Here is a 21440-nt window from a genome sequence, read left to right as displayed (position 1 = left end):
TGCACCTGCGCGGCCCGCCCCGCGAACCCCGGGCCTTGCACCCCGGCCTGCCCTGCCGCATGGTGCCGCACCATCCGGTCCCCCGAACGTCCCGCACGCGACCGCCGGTCGCTGACAAGGCACAGATGAGGCAAGGCTCCGCTCTCGCGCCGTTCCGCTATCCCGCGTTCCGCAGCCTGTGGGGGGCGACGATCGTGTCGAACTTCGGCGGCATGGTGCAGGCCGTGGGCGCGGCCTGGATGATGACGCAGCTGACCCACAGCGCCACGCTGATCGCGCTGGTGCAGGCGTCCAATACCCTGCCGATCATGCTGTTCGCGCTGCTGTCGGGCGCGCTGGCCGACCTGTTCGACCGCCGCCGGCTGATGCTGATCGCGCTTGCGGTGATGACAATCATGTCGGTCGCGCTGGCGGTGCTGACCTACATGGGCGGGGTCCGGCCGTGGAGCCTGCTGATCTTCACCTTCGCGATCGGGCTGGGGCAGGCGATCTACAACCCGCCCTGGCAGGCCAGCATGGGCGATCTCGTCTCGCGCGAGGACCTGCCGTCGGCGGTGACGCTGAACTCGGTCGGGTTCAACCTGATGCGCAGCGTGGGCCCGGCGATCGGCGGGCTGATCACCGCGGGCTTCGGCGCGGCGGCCGCGTTCGCCGTCAACGCGGCGAGCTATGCGCCGCTGGCCGTCGCGATGACCCGCTGGTCGCCGCCGCCCCGCACCGCGCGGATCGCGCGCGAGCCGCTGGGCCCCGCCCTTGCCGCGGGCCTGCGCTATGTCGCGCTGTCGCCCAACCTGATCCGGGTGCTGGCGCGGGCCGCGCTGTTCGGGGTGTCGGCGGTGTCGGTGCTGGCGCTGCTGCCGCTGATCGCGCGCGACCATCCGGGCAGCGGTTCGCTGCTGCTGGGCCTGCTGCTGGGCTGCTTCGGCGTCGGCGCGATCCTTGGCGCGGGGCTGAACCCGCGCATCCGCAAGCGGCTGACGAACGAACAGGTCGTCCGCATCGCCTTTCTGGGCTTTTCGCTGTCGACGCTGGTGCTGGGGCTGACCGACCGCGTCTGGCTGCAGGGGCTTGCGCTGCTGCCCGCGGGCGCAAGCTGGGTGCTGGCGCTGTCCCTGTTCAACGTGACGGTGCAGCTGTCCACGCCGCGCTGGGTCGTGGCGCGCGCGCTGGCGCTGTACCAGACCGCCACCTTCGGCGGGATGGCGGCGGGGGCGTGGATCTGGGGCGCGATTGCGGGCGCGCACTCGGTCTCGACCTCGCTGCTGGTGGCAAGCGGGGTGCTGCTTTTCGGCGCGGTCGTGGGCCTGTGGTTGCGCCAGCCCGAGTTCGGCAAGCGCGATCTCGACCCCGCCGACCTGTTCCGCGAGCCGGCGCTGGCGCTTGACCTGCGCAGCCGGTCGGGCCCGATCATGGTGATGGTGGACTACGTCATCGACCAGCGCGACGTGCCCCGGTTCCTCGCCCTGATGGCCGAGCGGCGCAACATCCGCCGCCGCGACGGGGCACGCAACTGGGCCCTGCTGCGCGATCTGGAAAAGCCGGAGCAATGGTCCGAAACCTACCACATCGCGACCTGGGACGAATACATCCGCCACAACCTGCGCCGAACCAAGGCCGACGCGGAATCCGCCGTCCTGCTGCGGGCGCTGCACCGGGGCGAGGGCGACCCGCCCGTCCACCGCATGATCGAGCGGCACGAGGTCACGCCCGCCGACGACATGCCGCTGGTCGGCAAGGTGCAGGTGCCGGGCACATGACGCGCGCCGGGCGTTCCCGCGCGGCCCGGCGGGCGGCCCTGACGCAACGGGCGCCGGGGTGACGCGCGCCGTCTTTCGCCGGCTGATGACGCTGGCGGTCAGCCTTCTGGTCGCGTCGGCGGTGATCTTCGCGGTCGTGGACCTTGTTCCCGGCGATCCCGCCAGCTTCATGCTGGGCACCGGCGCCCGGCCCGACACGCTGGCCGCGCTGCGGGCCGAGATGGGGCTGAACCTGCCTTGGCCCGTCCGCTACGCCCGCTGGCTGGGCGGCGTCCTGACCGGCGACCTGGGCACCAGCCTTGCCTATCGCACCCCGGTCGCCGGGATGATCGTCGAGCGGTTGCAGGTGTCGCTGCCGCTGGCGCTCGCGGCGCTGGCGCTGGCGGCGGCGGTGGCGTTTCCGGCCGGTCTGTACGCCGCCTCGCGCGGTGGACGTGCGGGGGACGCGGCGGTGATGGCCGGAACGCAGGTCGGCGTGGCGATCCCCAACTTCTGGTTCGCGATGCTGCTGGTCCTCGTCTTCGCGGTCAAGCTGCGCTGGCTGCCCGCGGGCGGCTTTCCGGGCTGGGACCAGCCGCTGGCCGCGATCCGGTCGCTGGCGCTGCCCGCAGTGGCGCTGGCGCTGCCGCAGGCCGCGATCCTTGCCCGCGTCCTGCGCTCGGCCCTGATCGAGACGCTGGGGCAGGACTATGTCCGCAGCGCCCGCGCCAAGGGGCTGACCCGCGCGCAGGCGCTGCGCCGCCACGCGCTCAGGAACGCGATGATCCCGGTGCTGACGATCCTGGGGATGCAGTTCTCGTTCCTGCTGGCGGGCGCGATCATCATCGAGAACGTGTTCTACCTGCCCGGACTTGGCCGCCTGATCTTTCAGGCGATCACCCAGCGCGATCTGGTGGTGGTGCAGTCGTCGGTGCTGGTGATGGTGGCGGCGGTCATCCTGGTGACGTTCGTCGTGGATCTGGCCTATGCGCTTGTTGACCCGCGCCTCAGGGGCGCAAGGTGAAGGCGGGGCTGATCGCCGGGGGCGCGCTTGCGGCCGTCGCGCTGGGTGCGGCGGCGCTGTCGCTGGCGTGGACGCCGTTCGACCCCACGGCGATGTCGGTGGCCGCAAGGCTGCAACCGCCCGGCGCGGTCCACTGGCTGGGCACCGACCACCTGGGCCGCGACATCCTGTCGATGCTGATGGCGGGCGCGCGCACCTCGCTTGGCGTCGCGGTGCTGGCGGTGGCGATCGGGGCGGGGGCGGGGGTGCCCCTGGGGCTGGCCGCGGCGGCGATGCGGGGGCGCTGGCTCGACGACGCGATCATGCGCGGCAACGACCTGATCTTCGCCTTCCCCTCGCTCGTGATCGCGATCCTCATCACGGCGGCGCTGGGGCCGTCGGCCGCGAACGCGATGGTCGCGATCGGGATCTTCAACATCCCCGTCTTTGCCCGCGTGACCCGCGCCGCCGCGCTGCCGCTGTGGACGCTGGACTACGTGCGCGCCGCGCAGGTCGCGGGCAAGCGCGCGCCCCGCATCAGCGCCGAGCATATCCTGCCCAACATCGCCGGCACGCTGATCGTGCAGGCGACGATCCAGTTCAGCCTTGGCATCCTGGCCGAGGCGGGGCTGTCCTACGTCGGCCTTGGGGCGCAGCCGCCCACGCCCAGCTGGGGCCGGATGCTGGCCGAGGCGCAGACGATGGTGACGCTGGCCCCGCATGTGGCGATCGTGCCGGGGATCGTGATCGTCCTGACGGTGCTCGGGCTGAACCTGCTGGGCGACGGTCTGCGCGACGCGCTGGACCCGCGGCTGAAGGCGCGCGCCGCATGATCGGGGTCGAGCGGCTTTCGGTCGCCATCGGCGGACGCCCGGTGCTGGACGACGTGTCGCTGGCCCTGCCGCCCGGGCGGATCACCGGTCTTGTGGGCGAAAGCGGGTCGGGCAAGTCGATGACGGCGCTGGCGATCATGGGGCTTTTGCCCGACGGCGCGCGTGCCACCGGCCGGGTCGATCTGGACGGGCGGGACCTGCTGGCGCTGGACGACCGGCGGATGTCGGACCTGCGCGGCCGCCGGATCGGAATGATCTTTCAAGAGCCGATGACGGCCCTGAACCCGCTGATGACCATCGGCGATCAGGTGGCCGAGGTGCTGATCCGCCACCACGGCATGGCCCGCGACGCCGCCGCCACGGTCGCCCGCCTGCGGCTCGACCGCGTCGGACTGCCCGGCGCGCGGTTCCCGCTGGGGCTGTTCCCGCACGAGCTGTCGGGCGGCCAGCGCCAGCGGGTCGCGATCGCCATGGCCATCGCCGACGCGCCCGACGTGCTGATCGCGGACGAGCCCACCACCGCGCTCGACGTGACGACGCAGGCGCAGATCATGGATTTGTTGCGGGGCCTCGTCGCGGACGAGGGGATGGCGCTGCTGCTCATCACCCACGACCTTGCCGTGGTGGGGTCGACGGCGGACCGGGTCGCGGTCATGCAGGGCGGCCGCATCGTCGAAGAAGGCGCGACCGCCGACCTGTTCCGCGCCCCCGGCCACCCCCATACCCGCGCCCTGCTGGCGGCGGCGCGGCACCGCCCGGCGCGCGCGCAAGCCCCCGCCCTGCCCGGCCCCCCGATCCTGCGGGTCGAGCGCGCGACCCGCAGCTATGCCCTGCCCCGCCGCGCGCCCTTTGCGCCGACCGGGCATCTGCGCGCCGTCGATGACGTGAGCTTTTCGATGCAGCCGGGCGAAAGCGTCGGGCTGGTCGGCGAGTCGGGCTGCGGGAAATCGACACTGACGCGCATGATCCTTGGCCTTGATCCGGTGCAGGGCGGGCGGATCCTGCTGGATGGGCAGCCGGTCGTCGCGGGGCGGATGCCGGGCGCGCTGCGGGCGCGGGTGCAGGTCGTGTTCCAGGACCCCTTCGGCAGCTTCGACCCGCGCTGGACCGTGGAGCGGCTGGTGGCCGAACCGTTCCACCTGACCGGGCGCCCCCGCGACTGGCAGGACCAGGTCGCCGCCGCGCTGGCCGAGGTGGGGCTGCCCGCCGACGCCATGCGCCGCCACATCCACCAGTTTTCCGGCGGCCAGCGGCAGCGCATCGCCATCGCCCGCGCGCTCATCATCCGCCCGCGCCTGATCGTGCTGGACGAGGCGGTGAGCGCGCTTGACGTGCAGGTCCGCGCGCAGGTGCTGGACCTGCTGTCGCGCCTGCGGGAAAGCCACGGGATCGCGTGGCTGTTCATCAGCCACGACCTGTCGGTGGTGCGGTCGATCACCGACCGGGTGCTGGTGATGGACCGGGGCCGGATCGTCGAGGACGGCCCGACGCGGCGGGTGCTGGACGCGCCCGAAAGCGCGGCGGCCAGGCGGCTGGTGGCGGCGATGCCGCGGATGCCCGGAGAAACTTCCTGAGGTCCATGCCCGCGTTCGCGGCGGGCGCGGCAAACGAACAGGCCCCGGCCGCTGGCGGCTCGGGGCCTGTCTCCCTCCCCCCGGAACGGGTGCCGCGCCTCCCCCGCGCGCCACCCTGGGAATGCCTGCCGCGCGATCACATCGGACGCGGCGTCGATCACTTCTGCCTGACGGGCGGGCAGGCTGTCAACCTTTGCATACCGAAGATGCGCGACACCTGGAACGGGGAACGCCACCCCGCCCTTGACGCAAGCCGCGTCGTCGCGCACCACCGGGTCACCCCACCGTCCGCGCATGAGGCAGCCATGACCCGCACCGTCTACCTGAACGGCGACTACATCCCCGAGACCGAGGCCAAGGTGTCGATCTTCGATCGCGGCTTCGTCATGGGCGACGCGATCTACGAGGTGACGGCCGTGCTGGATGGCAAGCTCATCGACTTTCCCGGGCACATGGCGCGGCTCAAGCGGTCTCTGGGCGAGTTCTCGATCCGCAACCCGCTGGACGACGATGCCTATCTCGCCGCGCACCGCAAGCTGCTTGAACTGAACGGCATCACCGACGGCATGGTCTATCTGCAGATCAGCCGCGGCAACGGCGGCGACCGCGACTTCGTCTTTCCGCCCGAGGACACGCCGCCGACGGTCGTGATGTTCACCTGGAACAAGCCCGGCATGGCGGACAATCCGCTGACGCAGACGGGCATCCGCGTCATCACGCTGCCCGACATCCGCTGGAAACGGCGCGACATCAAGTCGGTGATGCTGGCCTATCCGTCGATGGCCAAGATGCAGGCGAAGGCGGCGGGCCGCGACGACGCCTGGCTGGTCGAGGACGGGTTCGTGACCGAAGGCACGTCCAACAACGCCTATATCGTCGCGAACGGCACCATCGTCACCCGCGCGCTGTCCCACGACATCCTGCACGGGATCACCCGCGCCGCGGTCCTGCGCTTCGCCGACGAGGCGCAGATGAAGGTCGAGGAGCGCAACTTCACCGTGGCCGAGGCGCAGGCGGCGGACGAGGCGTTCATCACCTCGTCCAGCATGTTCGTGATGCCGGTCGTGCAGATCGACGACGCGGAGATCGGCACCGGCAAGCCTGGCCCGGTCGCCGCCCGCCTGCGCGAGATCTATCTTGAGGAAAGCCGCAAGTCGGCGATCTGACCGCGACCAAGAGGGGCAACCCTGACACAAGAAAGGCCGCGCCCGTGCGCGGCCATTTTCGCTTCCCGCGGCGGCGTCAGACCCGCTGCAGTTCCACGTCCACGTCGTCGGCCAGCGTCTCGGGCAGCACGGCGACCACGCGGCCGTCCAGCAGCACCTGCGAGCTTTCCCCGTCCTGTTCGACGGTGAGTTCGCCCGCGCCCTCGTAGCTGTCGTCGTAGGTGACGACGATCCGGTCGCCGGAACCGTAGTTCACCTGCGCCGCCCCGTCCGCGCCCGCGCCCAGCACATAGTCGTCCGACCCGTCGCCGCCATCCAGCGTGTCGAAGCCGTCGCCGTGGATGGTGTCGTCGTCCTCGCCGCCTTCCAGCAGGTCGGCGCGGTCCTGCTGCGTGCCCGCCGCGTCAAGGCCGCTGATGAAGTCGTCGCCGCCGCCGCCGTGGATCTCGTCCCGGCCGTTCAACGCGGTGATGCTGTCATCGCCGCCCTGAACGTCGTCGTCCTCGTCGTCGCCGTAGATCACGTGATCGCCGACGCCGGTGAAGATCGTGTCGTCGCCGCTGCCGCCGGCGACGGTATCGTCGCCCATGTCGTCGGCCTGCGCGACCGGCGAATAGACGTCGTCGTCGGCGCCAAGGAACACCGCGTCGTCGCCCAGGTCGGCCGCCACCGTGTCGTTGCCCGCGCCGGTATAGACATAGTCGTCGCCCGCGCCCGCCGTGACGCGGTCGTCGCCCGCGTAGCTCTGCACCACCTCGTCCACGCCGCTGCCGGTCAGGGTGTCGGCATCGTCCGTGCCCTCGATGCTTTCGCGGCCCTCGAAGATGTCGTCGGGCAGAGGGGGCAGGTCGTCGTCATCGTCGTCGTCCGACCCGCCGACCAGCCCCACCAGCCCGCCCAGCGCCAGGATACCCAGCAGCATCAGATACATCTGGTTCATCGCACTCTCCCTGACGTGACCCGTTCAGACGTTCAATGCCCCAGAATCTGGCTGAGGAACAGCTTTGTCCGCTCGGATTGCGGGTTGTTGAAGAACTCGCGCGGGCTGTTCTGTTCGACGATCTGGCCCTGGTCCATGAAGATCACGCGGTTGGCCACCGCCTGCGCGAAGCCCATCTCGTGGGTCACGCAGATCATCGTCATGCCGTCCTGCGCCAGCTCGATCATGGTGTCGAGCACTTCCTTGATCATCTCGGGGTCGAGCGCGCTGGTCGGTTCGTCGAACAGCATGATCCGCGGCTCCATGCAGAGCGAGCGGGCGATGGCCACGCGCTGCTGCTGGCCGCCCGACAGCTGGCCGGGATACTTGTGCGCCTGTTCCGGGATGCGGACCTTTTCAAGGTAGCGCATCGCGATCTCGTCGGCCTGCCGCCGGGGCAGCTTGCGCACCCAGATCGGCGCCAGCGTGCAGTTTTCCAGCACCGTCAGGTGCGGGAACAGGTTGAAGTGCTGGAACACCATCCCGACCTCGGACCGGACCTTGTCGATGTTCTTGAGGTCGTGGGTCAGTTCGACCCCGTCCACGACAATCCGCCCGGACTGGTGTTCCTCAAGCCGGTTGATGCAGCGGATCAGGGTGGACTTGCCCGACCCCGAAGGGCCCGCGATGACGATCCGTTCGCCCCGGCGCACCGTCAGGTCGATGTCGCGCAGGACGTGGAACGTCCCGAACCACTTGTTCATCTTGACGATGTCGATCGCCACCTCGTCGCCCACGGACATGGCGGACCGGTCGGCGGTCATGCGGGCGGTGCTGTTGTCGGAATAGGTCATGGTCGCCCCTCAGCGGTGATCGCGCTTCAGCCGCTGTTCCAGGTACATGGAATACCGCGACATGCTGAAGCAGAGGATGAAGAAGATGAGGCCGCTGAAGATATACGGCTCCCAGTAGGCGCCCTTCCATTCGAAGGTCGCGCGGATCGTGTCGGCCAGCTGCTTCAAGGGGTCGAACAGCCCCACGAAGGTCACGAGCGTGGTGTCCTTGAAGACGCCGATGAAGGTGCCGACGATGCCGGGGATCGACACCTTGAGCGCCTGCGGCAGGATGATGAGCCGCTGCATCTTCCAGTAGTTCAGCCCCAGCGCCCCCGCCGCCTCGTACTGCCCGCGGGGAAGCGAGGCGAGACCGCCGCGGATCACCTCGGCCATGTAGGCGCTGGCGAACAGCGTCACCATGATGATGACGCGCAGGATGATGTCGAAGTTCGTCCCCGGCGGCAGGAAGTAGTTCAGAAGCAGCGAGGCCACGAACAGCAGGGTAATCAGCGGCACGCCGCGGATGAACTCGATGAAGATGACCGCGAAGCCCTTGACGATGGGCAGGTCGGACTGCCGGGCGAGCGCGAGGATGATGCCCAGCGGCAGCGACATGACGATCGCCGACACGCCGATGGTGATCGCCAGAAGGAAGCCGCCGAAGCCGCGCGATTCCATCTTGGGCAGTTCCAGCGGCAGCAGCCGCTGCAGGTCGATGGCCGCCTGCGACGACAGGAACCACCACCACAGCACCGCGACGGCAAGACCCGCCAGCACCGCCAGCGCGCCGAACCGCGACAGCGCCCCCCATACGGCCAGCCCCAGCACCGCCCCGGCGAGGATGGTGGCCGGACCCCAGATCGACCCGCCCCACAGCAGCCACACGGCGAGGAACGGGAAGATCACGCTGACGATCAGCGCCGCGCGGGGTATGTATTCGATCAGCACGACCCACAGCACGATGCCCACCGCAAGGCAGATCAGCACCGGGTCGGGCGCGCCCATCAGCATCGACAGCGCGAAGGCCATGACGCTGGCGACGCCCACCACGATCCAGCGCAGCTTGCGGCTTTCGGTGAACAGCACCGGCGCCAGCGCCAGGAACAAGAGCCAGAAGGCCGAGATCGGGCGCCAGTATTCGGCCGGCGGGTAGAAGCCGAACAGGAACTGGTTCCAGCGTTCGCGCACCAGCCCGAAGCAGCCGCCGCCCGCGCCCTCACCCCAGCGTTCAGTGATGAGAGTGCGGCATTCGGCCATGCTGGACGCGTTCCAGACCGAATGGCGGAACCACGGATAGAAGTGCTGGAACAGCCACCACAGGACGAACAGCCCGACGAAGGTCAGGATCGTGTTGACCCAGCCCGAGAACAGGTTGGCCCGCAGCCAGTGGATCGCGCCGCGCTCGGCCGCAGGGGGCGGCGCCTCGGGCAGCATCGTGCCGCGGACGAAGGGGACGGTTTCGGCGTGGACTTCGCTCATCTCACCGCTCCTTCAGGCGCACGCGCGCGTTGTAGACGTTCATCGCGGCCGAGATCAGCAGGCTGAGGGCAAGGTAGATGCCCATCATCAGCATCATCGCCTCCATCTCGCGGCCGGTCTGGTTCAGCGTGGTGCCGCCCAGCGTCGCGCGAAGGTCGGGATAGCCCACCGCGATGGCGAGCGAGCTGTTCTTGGTGAGGTTCAGGAATTGCGAGATCAGCGGGGGCACGATCACCCGCAGCGCCTGCGGCAGGATCACCAGCCCCATCGTCGGGCGCGCCCGCAGGCCCAGCGCGAACGCCGCCTCGGACTGGCCGCGGCTGACGGACATGATGCCCGCGCGCACGATCTCGGCGATGAAGGCGCCGGTGTACAGGGTCAGCGCCAGCACCAGCACGACGAACCCGTTGTCGAGGTTCGCGCCGCCGGTGAAGTTGAAGCCGGTCAGCTTCGGCGGGATCAGGTGGACCTTGAACAGCAGCATCAGCGCGGCCAGCGGCACCGCGAACAGCAGAAGGCCGATCCACCACGTCGCGGGGCGGCGGCCGGTGGCATTCTGGCGGTCGGTCGCGCGGCGGCGCACCCAGCGGAAGATCAGGTAGGCCGCCAGCAGCGCGCCGCCGAACGCGATCAGGGTGCCGCTGATGGGCGTGCCCGCGATCGTCAGCGGCTCGGGCGGGGATTCCATCGCCAGGCGCGGCACGGCGGTGTAGCGGTTGGTCGGCGCCACGCTGTCGAAAAGGATCATCGAGGCGGCGGCATTGTCGCCCTTGTAGTCGCGGGGCGAGGGCATGACCTCGGTGAAGATCGCGAGGATCACGAGGATCCACAGCAGCAGCGGCACGTTGCGGAAGATCTCGACGTAGACGGTCATCATCTTCGAGACGAGCCAGTTGTTCGACAGCCGCAGCACGCCCGCGATCACGCCCACGATGGTGGCCAGGATGCAGCCGATGAACGACACCAACAGCGTGTTGAGCAGCCCCACGACCAGCGCGCGGAAATGGGTGTCGGTCGCGGTATAGGGGATCAGCGAGAACGGGATGTCGTAGCCCGCGCGCGCCCACAGGAACGAAAAGCTGAAGGTCTTGCCCATCCGGGCCAGGTTTTCGAGCGTGTTGTGGACAAGCCACGCGCCCGCCAGCATCACGGCGATGAACACCACCGCCTGGATCGTCAGCGATCGGTAACGCCGGTCATAGATCAGCATCGACAGGCGGAACGGCTGGTGTTCCGCCGGTTGCAGGTGCGTCATGTCTTTCCCCTGTTGGCCACAGAGCGCGGGGCTTCCCCCGTCTTTGCTGCCCGTTGTTGTCGGCCGTCTGTCGTCCGTCATGGAAAAAGGGCGCGCGAAGCGGGTTCGCGCGCCCTCATCCGGGTCATGCTCAGCGGAACGGCGGCGCGTACATCAGGCCGCCCTGCGTCCACAGCGCGTTCAGGCCGCGGGCAAGGCCGATCGGGGTCTGCTCGCCGATGGTGGCGGCGAAGATCTCGCCGTAGTTGCCGTTCGCCATGATGGCGCGCTTGGCCCATTCGGCATCCAGCCCGATCATGCCGCCCAGGTTGTCGGTCTGGCCCAGCAGGCGCTGCACCTCGGGGTTGGTCGAGGACTTGGACAGTTCCTCGACATTGGCCGAGGTCACGCCGTATTCCTCGCCCGCGACCAGCGCGAACAGGGTCCAGCGGACGATGTCGCCCCAGTTGTTGTCGCCGTGGCGGACTGCCGGAGCCAGCGGTTCCTTCGAGATGATCTCGGGCAGGATGATGTGGTTTTCCGGGTCCGCGAACGCCGCGCGGGTGGCCGCGAGGCCCGAGGCGTCGGTGGTGTAGGCGTCGCAGGCACCGGCCAGGTACTGCTGCTCGCCCTCGGCGTTCGAATCGATGTTCACCGGCTGGTAGGTGATGTTGTTGGCGCGGAAGTAGTCGGCCAGGTTCAGCTCGGTCGTGGTGCCGGTCTGGATGCAGACCGTCGCGCCGTCCAGTTCCTTGGCGCTGGTCACGCCGAGATCCTTGCGGACCAGGAAGCCCTGACCGTCATAGTAGTTCACGGCCGGGAAATCGAGCGCCAGCTCGGTATCGCGCTGGAACGACCAGGTCGAGTTCCGGGTCAGCACGTCCACCTCGCCCGAGGACAGCGCGGTGAAGCGGGTCTGGCCGGTGGTGGGCACGAAGCGCACCTTGTTGGGGTCGCCCACGACCGCCGCCGCGATGGCGCGGCACAGCGAGATGTCGAAGCCCGACCAGTTGCCGTTGGCGTCCGGCGCGGCAAAGCCGACGAGGCCGGGGTTCACGCCGCAGATCAGCTCGCCACGCTGCTTGACCGTCCGCAGGGTATCACCCTCGGCCGCATAGGCACCGGTCGAACCCAGCACGGCTGCCGCGGCAACCGCTCCGAAGAACACAGTTTTCGTCATCAGGACCTCTCTGTTCGCCCGACCTGTTCGGGAACGACGACGGGCCGTGGTCCGGCCCTTTGCTTTGCGGGCGGGTGCCCGAATGAATGTCATCATCACGATGCCGCTTGATGCGTCAAGAAAATCGCGCGGCCAAACACGGCCAAGTTGATCGTGATTGCTTAAAACATGTGCGGCGATCAATCGGCGCGGGAAAGCTTCCAGAACCGCTCTGCATCCTGCATGGCGGCAAGGCGGCGGCGCGCGGCCGCGTCCGCCTCGTCGTCGCGGCCCCAGATGCGGGCCTGATAGTCCTCGTCCAGCCGCGACAGTCGGTGCGCCTGCTCCGCCGTCAGGCGGCCGTTCACGACGGCGAGGCCCAGGATCAGCGATCCGGGCAGCGTCACCAGGTCATGCAGCGCGGTCAGCCCCCACGGGTCCAGCGCCGCGACGTGCCCGCGCAGCGCCGCCAGCGCGGCCGGGTCCTGCGCGACCGGGATCACGCCGCCGGTCACCGCCAGCCGCGCGCCCAGGGCGTCGGCCGCCCAGTCGAGGATCGGGTCCCAGCCCGCCGCCTGCTCGCGCGCCAGCGCGTCCTGCCGGTCATCGCGATAGGACAGAAGGTCGGTGCCGCCGTATTCCGCCAGCATCCCGGCCACCGCGTCGAACTGCGGCGCGACCTTTTCGATGGCCGAATTCGCGGCCCGTGTCACCGGCATCGCCCCGGGGTCGATCGCCTGGTCCACCGCGTCCCATTCGTCCGCCACCGCCTGCGCCAGCGCCCGCGTGGGCAGCACCAGCGGCAGCTTGCCCGGCGTGTTCACCACCCGGTCGTCCAGCGCAACCTGCCAGCCGCCATCGGCGGCGCGCAGCCCGACCGAGGTCCAGAACCTGCGCGGCTTCCATTCGGTCATGGCGCGGCCCCGTCGATCCAGCCCTCGATCAGCCGGGTCAGCTCGGCGAAGTCGTGGGCGACGGCGATCGCGCCCGCCTCGGTCAGGTCGGCGGCGTCGTGGTGGCCCCAGGACACGCCGACCGCCGCCACGCCCGCATTGCCCGCCATGGCGATGTCGTAGGTGGTGTCGCCGATCATCAGCGCGCGGTCCGGCTGGACGCCCGCATCGGCCAGGCAGGCCAGAACCATTCCCGGCGCGGGCTTCGACGGATGCCCGTCGGCGCAGTGCATCGCCACGAAGTACCGCGACAGGTCGTGCGCGGCCATCAGCGCGGTCAGGCCGCGCTGCGACTTGCCTGTGGCCACCGCCATCACCACGTCGCCGCGCGCGTCCAGCCGTTCAAGCAGCGCCCGCGCCCCGTCGAACAGGGGCGATTCCGCCCGCGTGCGGTCGTCGTGATAGCTTTGGCGGTAGCCCGACACGACGGCGGCGCGGGTCGGCTCGTCCGCCTGCGGCAGCAGCGTCGCGACCGCCACCGGCAAGGACAGCCCGACGATGCTGCCGACGGTCGCGGGCGGCAGTTCCGGCAGCCCCGCCGCGGCCATGCCGCGCGCCATCGAGCGCATGATGATGTCGGCGCTGTCGACCAGTGTGCCGTCCACGTCCCAGATCACCAGCTTCAACGGGCTGCGGTCCTTCACGTCAGGTCCTCGAACGGATCGGCGGGCACGTCGTTCTCGTGCCAGCCCAGCGTCTTCCAGGTGCGCGCCATGTGGTCGGGCAGGGGCGCGGTCAGCGTGATGCGCTTGCCGGTGACCGGGTGGTCGAAACTGATCGAGCGGGCGTGCAGATGCAGCTTGCGGCTGATCTCTCCGCCCAGCTGCGCGCCCCAGCCGTCGCCCAGGTTTTCCTGCCCCGAGCCGCCATACTTGCCGTCGCCGATGATCGGGTGCCCAAGCTCGGCCATATGCGCGCGCAGCTGGTGGGTGCGGCCGGTGATCGGCACCAGCGCGCACCAGCTCACGCGGGTGCCGAGGCTGTCGAGAACGGCATAATCCGTGGTCGCGCGCTTGGCGCCTTCGGTCTGGTCCACCTTGGCGGGGTGGACGGCGATCATCTTTTCGCCCTCGCCGCCGCGCCCGTGACCCAGCGCCTTGACCAGCCCGAAGCGGACGGTGCCCATCGCGGGCGCAGGCACGCCCGCGACCGCCGCCCAGTAGATCTTGCGCGTGGTGCGCGCGCGAAACGATTCCGACAGCCGCCGCGCGACGCGGTCGGTGCGGGCCAGCAGCAGGACGCCCGAAGTGTCCTTGTCGAGCCGGTGGACCAGCTTCGGCTTGTCCTTGAACCCGAACATCAGCGCCCCGGCCAGCCCGTCCACGTGACGATCGCCCTGCCCGCTGCCGCCCTGGCTCGGCAGGCCCGGCGGCTTGTTCAGGGCGATGACATGCTCGTCCTTCCAGATCACCGCGCCCTGGATCATGCGCGCGTCCGCCTCGCTCGCGCCGGCGCGGGGCGCGGGCGGGGGGGCGGCGTCGGGCAGCGGCGGCACCCGCACCTCCTGCCCCGGCTCCAGCCGCGTCGCGGGCTTGACCCGGCCGCCATCGACCCGAAGCTGGCCGGTGCGGCACAGCTTTTCGATCGCGATCTGGTTCAGCTGCGGGAACTGCCGCCTGAGCCAGCGGTCCAGCCGCTGATCGCCTTCGTCCGCGCCGACGCGGATCACCTGCACCGAACTCATGCCCCGATCCCCCGCGCGACGGCCGATCCCGCCACCAGCGCCAGCAGCGACAGGCCGACGCTGGCCGCGACGTAAGCGGCGGCGGTCCCCGGCGCGCCCCGTTCCCACAGCGCCACCGTGTCCAGCGAGAACGCCGAGAAGGTCGTGAAGCCGCCCAGAACGCCGGTCATCAGGAACGGCGACAGCGCGTTGCCGCGCCCGGCCAGCAGCACCACGAGGACGCCCATCAGGAACGACCCGGCGACGTTCACGAACAAGGTCGGCAGCGGCAGGATGCCCCCGGGCAGCCCCGGCCCGAACGCGGCCCGCGCCGCGCGGGTCACGCCGAACCGCGCGGTCGCGCCGATCGCGCCGCCAAGCGCCACCTGAAGATACGGATTCATCATCCCGCTGACCTGTAGGGCCGCCCGCCCAAAGTCAACCGCCGCGCTTCGCGCGCTGGCTGACGAACCAGTCCAGCCGCTTCTTCAGCTCGCGCTCGAACCCGCGCTCGACCGGCTGATACAGGACCGGGCGCCTGATCCCGTCGGGAAAGTAGTTCTGCCCCGAAAACCCGTCCTCGGCGTCGTGGTCGTAGGCATAGCCCGCCCCGTAGCCCTGATCCTTCATCAGCGCGGTCGGCGCGTTCAGGATGTGGGCGGGCGGCATCAGGCTGCCGGTGCGCCGCGCCTCGGCCCGCGCGCCCTTGTAGGCGACGTAGCCCGCGTTCGACTTGGGCGCGAGCGCGAGATAGATCACCGCCTGCCCCAGCGCGAGCTCCCCCTCGGGCGAGCCCAGCCGTTCGTACAGCGCCCACGCGTCCAGGCACTGGCGCTGCGCGGCGGGATCGGCAAGGCCGATATCCTCGATCGCCATCCGGGTGATGCGGCGGGCGAGATAGCGCGGGTCCTCGCCCCCTTCCAGCATCCGCGCCAGCCAGTAGATCGCGGCGTCGGGGTCCGACCCGCGGACCGATTTGTGCAGCGCGGAGATCAGGTTGTAATGCTCATCCCCCGCCTTGTCGTACTTGGCCGCGCGTTTCATCAGGCGCCGGGCCAGCTCGTCAGGGCCGAGCGGTGCATCGACCTTCCACGCCATCACCTGCTCGATCAGGTTCAGCGCGGCGCGGCCGTCGCCGTCGGCCATCTCCAATAGCGCGTCCCGCGCCTCGCCGGTCAGGGGCAACGCCCGCGCCATCTCGCGTTCGGCCCGCTGCGCCAGCAGTTCCAGATGGGTCAGGTTCAGCCGCTCAAGCACGACCACCTGCGCGCGCGACAGAAGCGCCGCGTTCAGTTCGAAGGACGGGTTCTCGGTCGTGGCGCCGACCAGAAGGATGGTCCCGTCCTCCATGAACGGCAGAAAGCTGTCCTGCTGCGCCTTGTTGAAGCGGTGGATTTCATCGACGAACAGCAGCGTCCCCTGCCCGTCCCCCTGTTCGCGCCGCAGCCGGGCGCTGTCGAACACCTTTCGCAGGTCCGCCACGCCGGAAAAGATCGCCGAGATCTGGACGAAGCTGCGGTCGGTTTCATGCGCCAGAAGCCGGGCGATGGTCGTTTTGCCGACGCCGGGCGGGCCCCAGAGGATCAGCGAGCCAAGGCTGCCCGCGGCCAGCATCGCGCCCAGCGGCGCGTCGGGCCCGAGCACCCGGTCCTGGCCGATGACCTCGGACAGGGACGCGGGCCGGATCCGGTCGGCAAGCGGTCGCGGCGCCGCCCGCGCGGACGAACGGTCCGGCAACGCGGCGCCGGGCGATGCGGCGCCGGGAAATGCAGCGCCGGGCGGTGTGTCGAAAAGATCGGCCATGGCGGGCAGATGTTACGCTGCCCGCCAGTCGCTTGGTATCCCCCCGCTGAACATGGCTGTCAGTGCAGCTTGCTCGCGAGGTTGATCGACACGCACTGGAAGTCGCCGTCGTCGATCCACATGACCCGGCCGATCGCGGTCGCTTCCAGCCCGCAGCGCCCGTACCAGCGCGGCCACGTCGCGCCGGTCAGCGCGATCAGCCGCGAGGCACCCACCTCACGCGCCGACGCCGTCATCGCGTCGACCATGCTGAAATGGACCTTGCGACGGATCGCCTGCGGCGTCGCGTGGTTCACGAAGACGCGGGTGCATTCCCACACGGTGGGGTCCACGGGCGCATCCTCGAACAGCAGGTCGCGCGGGATCGACCCGCCGAGAATGCCGTTCTGCGCGTCGCGGATCATGTAGGAATAGACACCGCAGCGCGCGGTGGTGGGCGTCAGGCGGAAGCCGCCCAGAACGTCGCCCGCGTCGTGCACCGCGATCCAGCGGCTTTGCGGGGTGTCGTACTGATCGAACTCCATCCCGTCCGCTTGCGGAAGGTCCCAGTTCTTCTGGACGATGAAGCTTTCGCGCCGGGCGCGGAACAGGTTCGCAAACAGTTCGCCGTGAACGTGAAGGTTGCTGAAAGAAAGAGTGGTGGTCTGCATGGGAAGTCTCCTGGGGGTTTGAAAGGGTTTCCCCCCCGGGAGCGGCGCGGTCAGGGCGCCATCGCTACAGCAAGCGGTACTCCTTGGCACGTTGCAACGCCTCGGCGGTCGTGCGCGCCATAAGCCGCTCGCGCGCCGCGATCAGACGGGCCTTGAAGGCGCTTTCCGTGATACCCAACTTCGCAGCCGCCGCTGCATGACGGTCACCCTCCGCGATGCACCGGAGGGCTTCTTGCTGAGCCTTCGTCAGGCTCTCCGGCGGCTCGGTGATCTCGTGAAGCCGTCGTACCGTGTCCAAGATCGATTCGACCTCGTCATCCGTGAATTCGCGCTTGTCGTGCGCGAAGCTGCAAATGGTCCGCGAACCGATCGGGCCGCACGACACCGTCAGCCCGTAGGTCAGGCCGTGGGCGGCGGCGTCCTTGCAGATGCCGAACGGGTCGGGCACCGGCAGCGAAGACCAGCGGCATGAGCCCGTGGTGGAAAAGCCCCACGCGATCGTGGGGTCGCGCAGCGCATAGGCGTTCTGCGCGTACCTGTCGGTCCAGGCGACCGGATAGGTCTGAAACTGCATCAGGGGGGCGGCAAACCGGATGTGCAGCGCAAGGAAGTAGCCCGCCGGGGCTATCTTCCGCAGGCGTGCCATCGCCGCGTTTATATCAGAACGTTGTGACATGGCCTTTTAGACAAATTGCCAAAGCTTTCGTCAACGTGAAAACTCTCGCAGTAGGTGTATGTTCCTGGTCCGGTGTTAAAGTGCCACGCGCTGATTCTTTGAGCGATGACGTTTTTCCGCTCGCGCAGCGCGAGCTTGACGCGCTGCTGGCGATGCGTGATTCGGGCGCCCTGACCCACGACGAAGCGGCCGAGGTGGCGCGCAGGCTGGTCGCCCGCCTGCAATCAGAACCGCCCCGGCGGCGGTCCCGGCCCGTGCGGGACTGAAACAAGTGACGCAGTCCGGCAGGAACGACAGTCAACACATTAGCCGCACATCGAAAACCCCCGCTTTTCACGGCGGGGGTTTCGCATTTCATCGCCGGTTAATTGCCGATTCGAGTACGGCCATCCGGCAGGCGGGAACTCGCGCGCCCGACCCCCGTTTATTTCCGATCAGGCTTCGGCGTCGTCCATTTCGAATTCGGCTTCGACACGGGCGCGGTCGGCCGCACCCTTGGCCGAGGTGTCGCGGTCCACGAACTCGATGATCGCCATCGGCGCCATGTCGCCGTAGCGGAAACCGGCCTTCAGGACGCGGACGTAGCCGCCCTGGCGCTCGGCGTAGCGCGGGCCGAGGATCTCGAACAGTTTCGCGACATACGCGTCCTGCTTCAGCTGCGAGGCCGCTTGGCGGCGGGCGTGCAGGTCGCCGCGCTTGGCCAGCGTGATCAGCTTTTCGATGATCGGACGCAGTTCCTTGGCTTTCGGCAAGGTGGTCTTGATCTGCTCGTGCTCGATCAGGCTGCCGGCCATGTTCGCAAACAGGGCCTTGCGGTGTTCGTGGGTACGGTTCAGGCGGCGGTAGCCGCGGGCGTGACGCATGGTGATCTCCTATCGTCGTGTTTTGCTTTGTCCGGCGGCGATGCGTTTCGGCCGCTCTCCTTGGGGCAGGTGCCCGGTCGTGTCGGGCTGTTGGCCCGGTAAACCGCGGGGCAGCGTCGCCGCCCCGCGAATTCCATCAGAACTGGTCGTCGAACCGCTTGGCGAGGTCCTCGATGTTCTCGGGCGGCCAGTCCTGGACGTCCATGCCCAAGTGCAGGCCCATGCCCGACAGCACTTCCTTGATCTCGTTCAGCGACTTGCGGCCGAAGTTCGGGGTCCGCAGCATCTCTGCCTCGGTCTTCTGGATCAGGTCGCCGATATAGACGATGTTGTCGTTCTTGAGGCAGTTGGCCGAACGGACCGAAAGCTCCAGCTCGTCCACCTTCTTCAGCAGGCGGGGGTCGAACTCCAGCCCCTCGTCGCTGTCGCCGCGGACGGCCGATTCCGGCTCGTCGAAGTTGACGAACACGGCCAACTGGTCCTGCAGGATGCGCGCGGCATAGGCCACCGCGTCCTCAGGCGACAGGCTGCCGTCGGTTTCCACCTTCATCGTCAGCTTGTCATAGTCCAGCACCTGCCCCTCGCGGGTGGGCGTGACTTCGTAGCTGACGCGCTTGACCGGCGAGAAGATGGCGTCGATCGGGATCAGGCCGATCGGCGCGTCCTCGGGACGGTTGCGGTCGGCGGCGACGTAGCCCTTGCCGTTCGCGACGGTCAGTTCCATGTGCAGGTCCGCGCCCTCGTCGAGGTGGCAGATGACGTGGTCGCGGTTCAGGATCGTGATGCCGGCGGTTTCCTGGATCTGACCGGCCTTGACCTCGCCCGGCCCTTGGGCCGACAGGGTCAGGCGCTTGGTCCCGTCCACGTCCATCTTCAGCGTCACGCCCTTGAGGTTCAGGACGATGTCGGTCACGTCCTCGCGGACGCCGGCGACCGACGAAAACTCGTGCAGCACGTTGTCGATCTGCACGCTGGTGATCGCGCCGCCCTGCAGCGACGACATCAGCACGCGGCGCAGCGCGTTGCCCAGCGTCAGCCCGAAGCCGCGTTCCAGCGGTTCGGCGACGACCGTGGCCACCCGCGACGCGTCGGCGCCGGAACGGATGTCAAGCTGCTGCGGCTTGATGAGTTCGGCCCAGTTCTTGTGGATCATGCGATTGCCTCCATTCCAGTTCCCGGCGCCATGTCCAAGCCGCCGCGAACGCCCGAGGTAAAATGCGAACGACCGGCCCGCGCCGGAAATGACGCGGGCCGGCGAAAGTGTCGTCGGGTCAGACGCGCCGGCGCTTGGGCGGGCGAACGCCGTTATGCGCGATCGGGGTCACGTCGCGGATCGCGGTGATGTTGAAGCCGACGGCGGCCAGCGCGCGCAGCGCCGACTCGCGGCCCGAACCGGGGCCCTGCACCTCGACTTCAAGCGTGCGGACGCCGTGTTCCTGCGCCTTCTTGCCGGCATCTTCGGCGGCCATCTGGGCGGCGTAAGGGGTCGATTTGCGCGAACCCTTGAAGCCCATGGTGCCGGCCGACGACCACGAGATCGCGTTGCCCTGCACGTCCGAGATCAGGATCTTGGTGTTGTTGAACGAGCTGTTCACATGCGCCACGCCCGTGGCGATGTTCTTGCGTTCCTTGCGCTTCATGCGCGTCTTGTCGCGTGCCATTGTCCCGAACCCTCCTTACTTCTTCTTGCCGGCGATGGGCTTCGCCGGGCCCTTGCGGGTGCGGGCGTTGGTGTGGGTGCGCTGGCCGCGCACGGGAAGGCCGCGACGGTGGCGCAGGCCGCGATACGAACCCAGGTCCATCAGGCGCTTGATGTTCATCTGGTTTTCGCGGCGCAGGTCGCCCTCGACGGTCAGGTTCGCGTCGATGTATTCGCGGATCGCCAGAACCTCGGCGTCCGACAGGTCGTTCACGCGGCGCGCGGGGTCGATCCCCACGGCCTGGACGATCTGGTCGGCATACATCGAGCCGATGCCGTGAATGTAGGTCAGTGCGATGGGAACACGTTTCCCAGTCGGAATGTTGACGCCAGCAATACGAGCCACGCGTTTTTCCTTATCGTTGCGGTTCCGTCGTGCCGGAACCTTTTTTCACAACCAAAGACCCGAAGGCGTGCCTTCGGGCCCGATTCGATCAGCCCATCGGCCGATTCTCAAACGAGAGACTGTGCCGTAGTGGAACTGTCACCCGCTGTCAACGCTTCACGGGTGCGGTCGCCGTCCTGTCCGTCGGCTCCGCCAACCGCCGGCAGATACCCCGCGATCTGCGCCGCGACGTCCGCCACGGCGGCAAGACCGTTCACCGGGCGCAGCTTTCCCTTGGCATAGTAATAACCGATCAGCGGCGACGTCTTCTTGTAATATTCCAGCAGCCGCGTCTTCAGGCTTTCGGCGTTGTCGTCGGCACGGCGGCGCAGGTCGCTTGACCCGCAGACGTCGCAGACCCCGGCGCGTTCGGTCGGGCGGGTCAGGTCGTGATAGACCTCGCCGCAGCTGCCGCAGGTGAAGCGGCCGCTGATGCGGTCCACCAGCGCTGCGTCGTCAACCTGCATCTCGATCACGGCGTTGATCCTTTGACCCATGCCGGACAGCAGATCCTCAAGCGCGTCAGCCTGCTGCAGCGTGCGCGGGAAACCGTCGAAGATGAAACCCGCGCCCGCGCCGCCTTCCAGCTTCTCGCGGATCAGGCCGATCACGATCTCGTCCGTGACCAGGTGGCCGCGGTCCATCACGTCGGCGACCACGCGCCCCATCTCGGTGCCCGAGGTCCGCGCCTCGCGCAGCATGTCGCCGGTGGACAGCTGGACGAGCCCCCGATCGTTGACCAGCCGGTGCGCCTGCGTGCCTTTGCCGGCGCCGGGCGGCCCCAGCAGGATGATGTTCGTCGCCACCGT

At 68.9% G+C, this 21440-nt stretch carries 23 protein-coding genes; 6 read left to right on the top strand and 17 right to left on the bottom strand.

From position 1 onward, the window contains the following. Window positions 1-125 precede the first annotated feature (125 nt). The 5 genes from FNF32_RS06740 to FNF32_RS06720 all read left to right on the top strand — a co-directional run bounded on the left by FNF32_RS06740 (window position 126) and on the right by FNF32_RS06720 (window position 6312). The gene (locus FNF32_RS06740; protein ID WP_131673321.1) at window positions 126-1757 is read left to right on the top strand and encodes an MFS transporter; all 1632 of its coding nucleotides are present in this window, start codon (window positions 126-128) and stop codon (window positions 1755-1757) included. 58 nt (window positions 1758-1815) lie between these two features. Then, window positions 1816-2760: an ABC transporter permease gene (locus FNF32_RS06735; RefSeq protein ID WP_131673320.1), complete on the top strand. Its 945-nt coding sequence runs from the start codon at window positions 1816-1818 to the stop codon at window positions 2758-2760. Next, on the top strand, window positions 2757-3572 hold the full coding sequence (locus tag FNF32_RS06730) for an ABC transporter permease (RefSeq protein ID WP_131673319.1): 816 nt from the start codon (window positions 2757-2759) through the stop codon (window positions 3570-3572). Before FNF32_RS06735 ends, FNF32_RS06730 begins: the two co-directional genes overlap by 4 nt. After that, window positions 3569-5146 carry an ABC transporter ATP-binding protein gene (locus FNF32_RS06725; protein WP_131673318.1) on the top strand — a complete coding sequence of 526 codons (1578 nt, stop codon included), beginning with the start codon at window positions 3569-3571 and terminating at the stop codon, window positions 5144-5146. The genes FNF32_RS06730 and FNF32_RS06725 overlap by 4 nt, the downstream gene beginning before the upstream one ends. A 305-nt stretch (window positions 5147-5451) precedes the next feature. Next, complete coding sequence (locus FNF32_RS06720) at window positions 5452-6312, top strand: D-amino-acid transaminase (protein ID WP_131673330.1); 861 nt, start codon at window positions 5452-5454, stop codon at window positions 6310-6312. A 76-nt stretch (window positions 6313-6388) separates the two neighbouring features. Here the strand turns inward: FNF32_RS06720 and FNF32_RS06715 are convergent, their stop codons facing one another. The 12 genes from FNF32_RS06715 to FNF32_RS06660 all read right to left on the bottom strand — a co-directional run bounded on the left by FNF32_RS06715 (window position 6389) and on the right by FNF32_RS06660 (window position 17684). Then, the gene (locus FNF32_RS06715; protein ID WP_131673317.1) at window positions 6389-7252 is read right to left on the bottom strand and encodes a calcium-binding protein; all 864 of its coding nucleotides are present in this window, start codon (window positions 7250-7252) and stop codon (window positions 6389-6391) included. Window positions 7253-7284: 32 nt separating this feature from the next. Beyond that, window positions 7285-8085, bottom strand: coding sequence for an amino acid ABC transporter ATP-binding protein (locus tag FNF32_RS06710; RefSeq protein WP_281285653.1), 801 nt, complete (start codon window positions 8083-8085; stop codon window positions 7285-7287). Between the two features lie 9 nt (window positions 8086-8094). Then, window positions 8095-9546, bottom strand: a complete 1452-nt coding sequence (locus FNF32_RS06705; protein WP_131673316.1) for an amino acid ABC transporter permease — start codon at window positions 9544-9546, stop codon at window positions 8095-8097. A gap of 1 nt (window position 9547) precedes the next feature. After that, window positions 9548-10801, bottom strand: coding sequence for an amino acid ABC transporter permease (locus tag FNF32_RS06700; protein WP_246087713.1), 1254 nt, complete (start codon window positions 10799-10801; stop codon window positions 9548-9550). A 130-nt stretch (window positions 10802-10931) separates the two neighbouring features. Further along, window positions 10932-11960, bottom strand: coding sequence for an amino acid ABC transporter substrate-binding protein (locus FNF32_RS06695; RefSeq protein WP_131673315.1), 1029 nt, complete (start codon window positions 11958-11960; stop codon window positions 10932-10934). A 179-nt stretch (window positions 11961-12139) separates the two neighbouring features. Continuing rightward, on the bottom strand, window positions 12140-12853 hold the full coding sequence (locus FNF32_RS06690) for an ATP12 family chaperone protein (protein ID WP_131673314.1): 714 nt from the start codon (window positions 12851-12853) through the stop codon (window positions 12140-12142). Continuing rightward, window positions 12850-13536: an HAD-IA family hydrolase gene (locus tag FNF32_RS06685; RefSeq protein ID WP_246087712.1), complete on the bottom strand. Its 687-nt coding sequence runs from the start codon at window positions 13534-13536 to the stop codon at window positions 12850-12852. The genes FNF32_RS06690 and FNF32_RS06685 overlap by 4 nt, the downstream gene beginning before the upstream one ends. Further along, entirely contained in the window at window positions 13533-14576 is a 1044-nt protein-coding gene (locus FNF32_RS06680; RefSeq protein ID WP_131673313.1) for an RluA family pseudouridine synthase, read from the bottom strand. Before FNF32_RS06680 ends, FNF32_RS06685 begins: the two co-directional genes overlap by 4 nt. Then, window positions 14573-14962, bottom strand: coding sequence for a fluoride efflux transporter CrcB (gene crcB / locus FNF32_RS06675; protein WP_131673312.1), 390 nt, complete (start codon window positions 14960-14962; stop codon window positions 14573-14575). The genes FNF32_RS06680 and crcB overlap by 4 nt, the downstream gene beginning before the upstream one ends. A 31-nt stretch (window positions 14963-14993) precedes the next feature. Beyond that, entirely contained in the window at window positions 14994-16358 is a 1365-nt protein-coding gene (locus tag FNF32_RS06670; RefSeq protein WP_131673311.1) for a replication-associated recombination protein A, read from the bottom strand. 59 nt (window positions 16359-16417) lie between these two features. Further along, entirely contained in the window at window positions 16418-17008 is a 591-nt protein-coding gene (locus FNF32_RS06665) for an acyl-homoserine-lactone synthase (protein WP_131673310.1), read from the bottom strand. 64 nt (window positions 17009-17072) lie between these two features. Then, window positions 17073-17684 carry an autoinducer binding domain-containing protein gene (locus tag FNF32_RS06660; protein WP_131673309.1) on the bottom strand — a complete coding sequence of 204 codons (612 nt, stop codon included), beginning with the start codon at window positions 17682-17684 and terminating at the stop codon, window positions 17073-17075. 98 nt (window positions 17685-17782) lie between these two features. On the opposite strand from FNF32_RS06660, the gene FNF32_RS15285 reads away from it, so the two are divergent. Continuing rightward, window positions 17783-17950 (top strand): hypothetical protein, encoded by a 168-nt coding sequence (locus tag FNF32_RS15285; RefSeq protein WP_185961873.1) that lies wholly within the window; start codon window positions 17783-17785, stop codon window positions 17948-17950. Window positions 17951-18118: 168 nt separating this feature from the next. Here FNF32_RS15285 and rplQ read toward each other — a convergent pair whose 3' ends face one another. From rplQ to FNF32_RS06635, 5 genes are all read right to left on the bottom strand, one after another. Further along, a complete protein-coding gene (rplQ, locus tag FNF32_RS06655; protein ID WP_131673308.1) occupies window positions 18119-18547 on the bottom strand; it encodes a 50S ribosomal protein L17 in 429 nt (142 codons plus the stop codon). A gap of 136 nt (window positions 18548-18683) precedes the next feature. Further along, window positions 18684-19700: a DNA-directed RNA polymerase subunit alpha gene (locus FNF32_RS06650; RefSeq protein WP_131673307.1), complete on the bottom strand. Its 1017-nt coding sequence runs from the start codon at window positions 19698-19700 to the stop codon at window positions 18684-18686. Window positions 19701-19818: 118 nt separating this feature from the next. Next, the gene (rpsK, locus tag FNF32_RS06645) at window positions 19819-20208 is read right to left on the bottom strand and encodes a 30S ribosomal protein S11 (protein WP_131673306.1); all 390 of its coding nucleotides are present in this window, start codon (window positions 20206-20208) and stop codon (window positions 19819-19821) included. Window positions 20209-20223: 15 nt separating this feature from the next. After that, complete coding sequence (gene rpsM / locus FNF32_RS06640; protein WP_131673305.1) at window positions 20224-20592, bottom strand: 30S ribosomal protein S13; 369 nt, start codon at window positions 20590-20592, stop codon at window positions 20224-20226. Between the two features lie 107 nt (window positions 20593-20699). Then, window positions 20700-21437: an adenylate kinase gene (locus FNF32_RS06635; RefSeq protein WP_131673304.1), complete on the bottom strand. Its 738-nt coding sequence runs from the start codon at window positions 21435-21437 to the stop codon at window positions 20700-20702. Window positions 21438-21440 lie beyond the last annotated feature (3 nt).

Source organism: Paracoccus marinus (assembly GCF_007018965.1).
Classification (GTDB): domain Bacteria; phylum Pseudomonadota; class Alphaproteobacteria; order Rhodobacterales; family Rhodobacteraceae; genus Paracoccus; species Paracoccus marinus.
The sequence above is the reverse complement of the archived record's forward strand: the minus strand, read 5'-3'. Positions and strand labels throughout refer to the sequence as shown.

Bases quoted from the DNA above. Each gene is read 5' to 3' on its own strand.
- FNF32_RS06740 (WP_131673321.1), top strand. From the start codon at position 126: ATGAGGCAAGGCTCCGCTCTCGCGCCGTTCCGCTATCCCGCGTTCCGC.
- FNF32_RS06680 (WP_131673313.1), bottom strand. From the start codon at position 14,576: ATGAGTTCGGTGCAGGTGATCCGCGTCGGCGCGGACGAAGGCGATCAG.
- FNF32_RS06715 (WP_131673317.1), bottom strand. From the start codon at position 7,252: ATGAACCAGATGTATCTGATGCTGCTGGGTATCCTGGCGCTGGGCGGG.
- FNF32_RS06710 (WP_281285653.1), bottom strand. From the start codon at position 8,085: ATGACCTATTCCGACAACAGCACCGCCCGCATGACCGCCGACCGGTCC.
- FNF32_RS06650 (WP_131673307.1), bottom strand. From the start codon at position 19,700: ATGATCCACAAGAACTGGGCCGAACTCATCAAGCCGCAGCAGCTTGAC.
- FNF32_RS06725 (WP_131673318.1), top strand. From the start codon at position 3,569: ATGATCGGGGTCGAGCGGCTTTCGGTCGCCATCGGCGGACGCCCGGTG.
- FNF32_RS06690 (WP_131673314.1), bottom strand. From the start codon at position 12,853: ATGACCGAATGGAAGCCGCGCAGGTTCTGGACCTCGGTCGGGCTGCGC.
- FNF32_RS06670 (WP_131673311.1), bottom strand. From the start codon at position 16,358: ATGGCCGATCTTTTCGACACACCGCCCGGCGCTGCATTTCCCGGCGCC.
- FNF32_RS06660 (WP_131673309.1), bottom strand. From the start codon at position 17,684: ATGTCACAACGTTCTGATATAAACGCGGCGATGGCACGCCTGCGGAAG.
- FNF32_RS06705 (WP_131673316.1), bottom strand. From the start codon at position 9,546: ATGAGCGAAGTCCACGCCGAAACCGTCCCCTTCGTCCGCGGCACGATG.
- FNF32_RS06665 (WP_131673310.1), bottom strand. From the start codon at position 17,008: ATGCAGACCACCACTCTTTCTTTCAGCAACCTTCACGTTCACGGCGAA.
- rplQ (WP_131673308.1), bottom strand. From the start codon at position 18,547: ATGCGTCACGCCCGCGGCTACCGCCGCCTGAACCGTACCCACGAACAC.
- FNF32_RS06700 (WP_246087713.1), bottom strand. From the start codon at position 10,801: ATGACGCACCTGCAACCGGCGGAACACCAGCCGTTCCGCCTGTCGATG.
- rpsK (WP_131673306.1), bottom strand. From the start codon at position 20,208: ATGGCACGCGACAAGACGCGCATGAAGCGCAAGGAACGCAAGAACATC.
- FNF32_RS06720 (WP_131673330.1), top strand. From the start codon at position 5,452: ATGACCCGCACCGTCTACCTGAACGGCGACTACATCCCCGAGACCGAG.
- FNF32_RS06695 (WP_131673315.1), bottom strand. From the start codon at position 11,960: ATGACGAAAACTGTGTTCTTCGGAGCGGTTGCCGCGGCAGCCGTGCTG.
- crcB (WP_131673312.1), bottom strand. From the start codon at position 14,962: ATGATGAATCCGTATCTTCAGGTGGCGCTTGGCGGCGCGATCGGCGCG.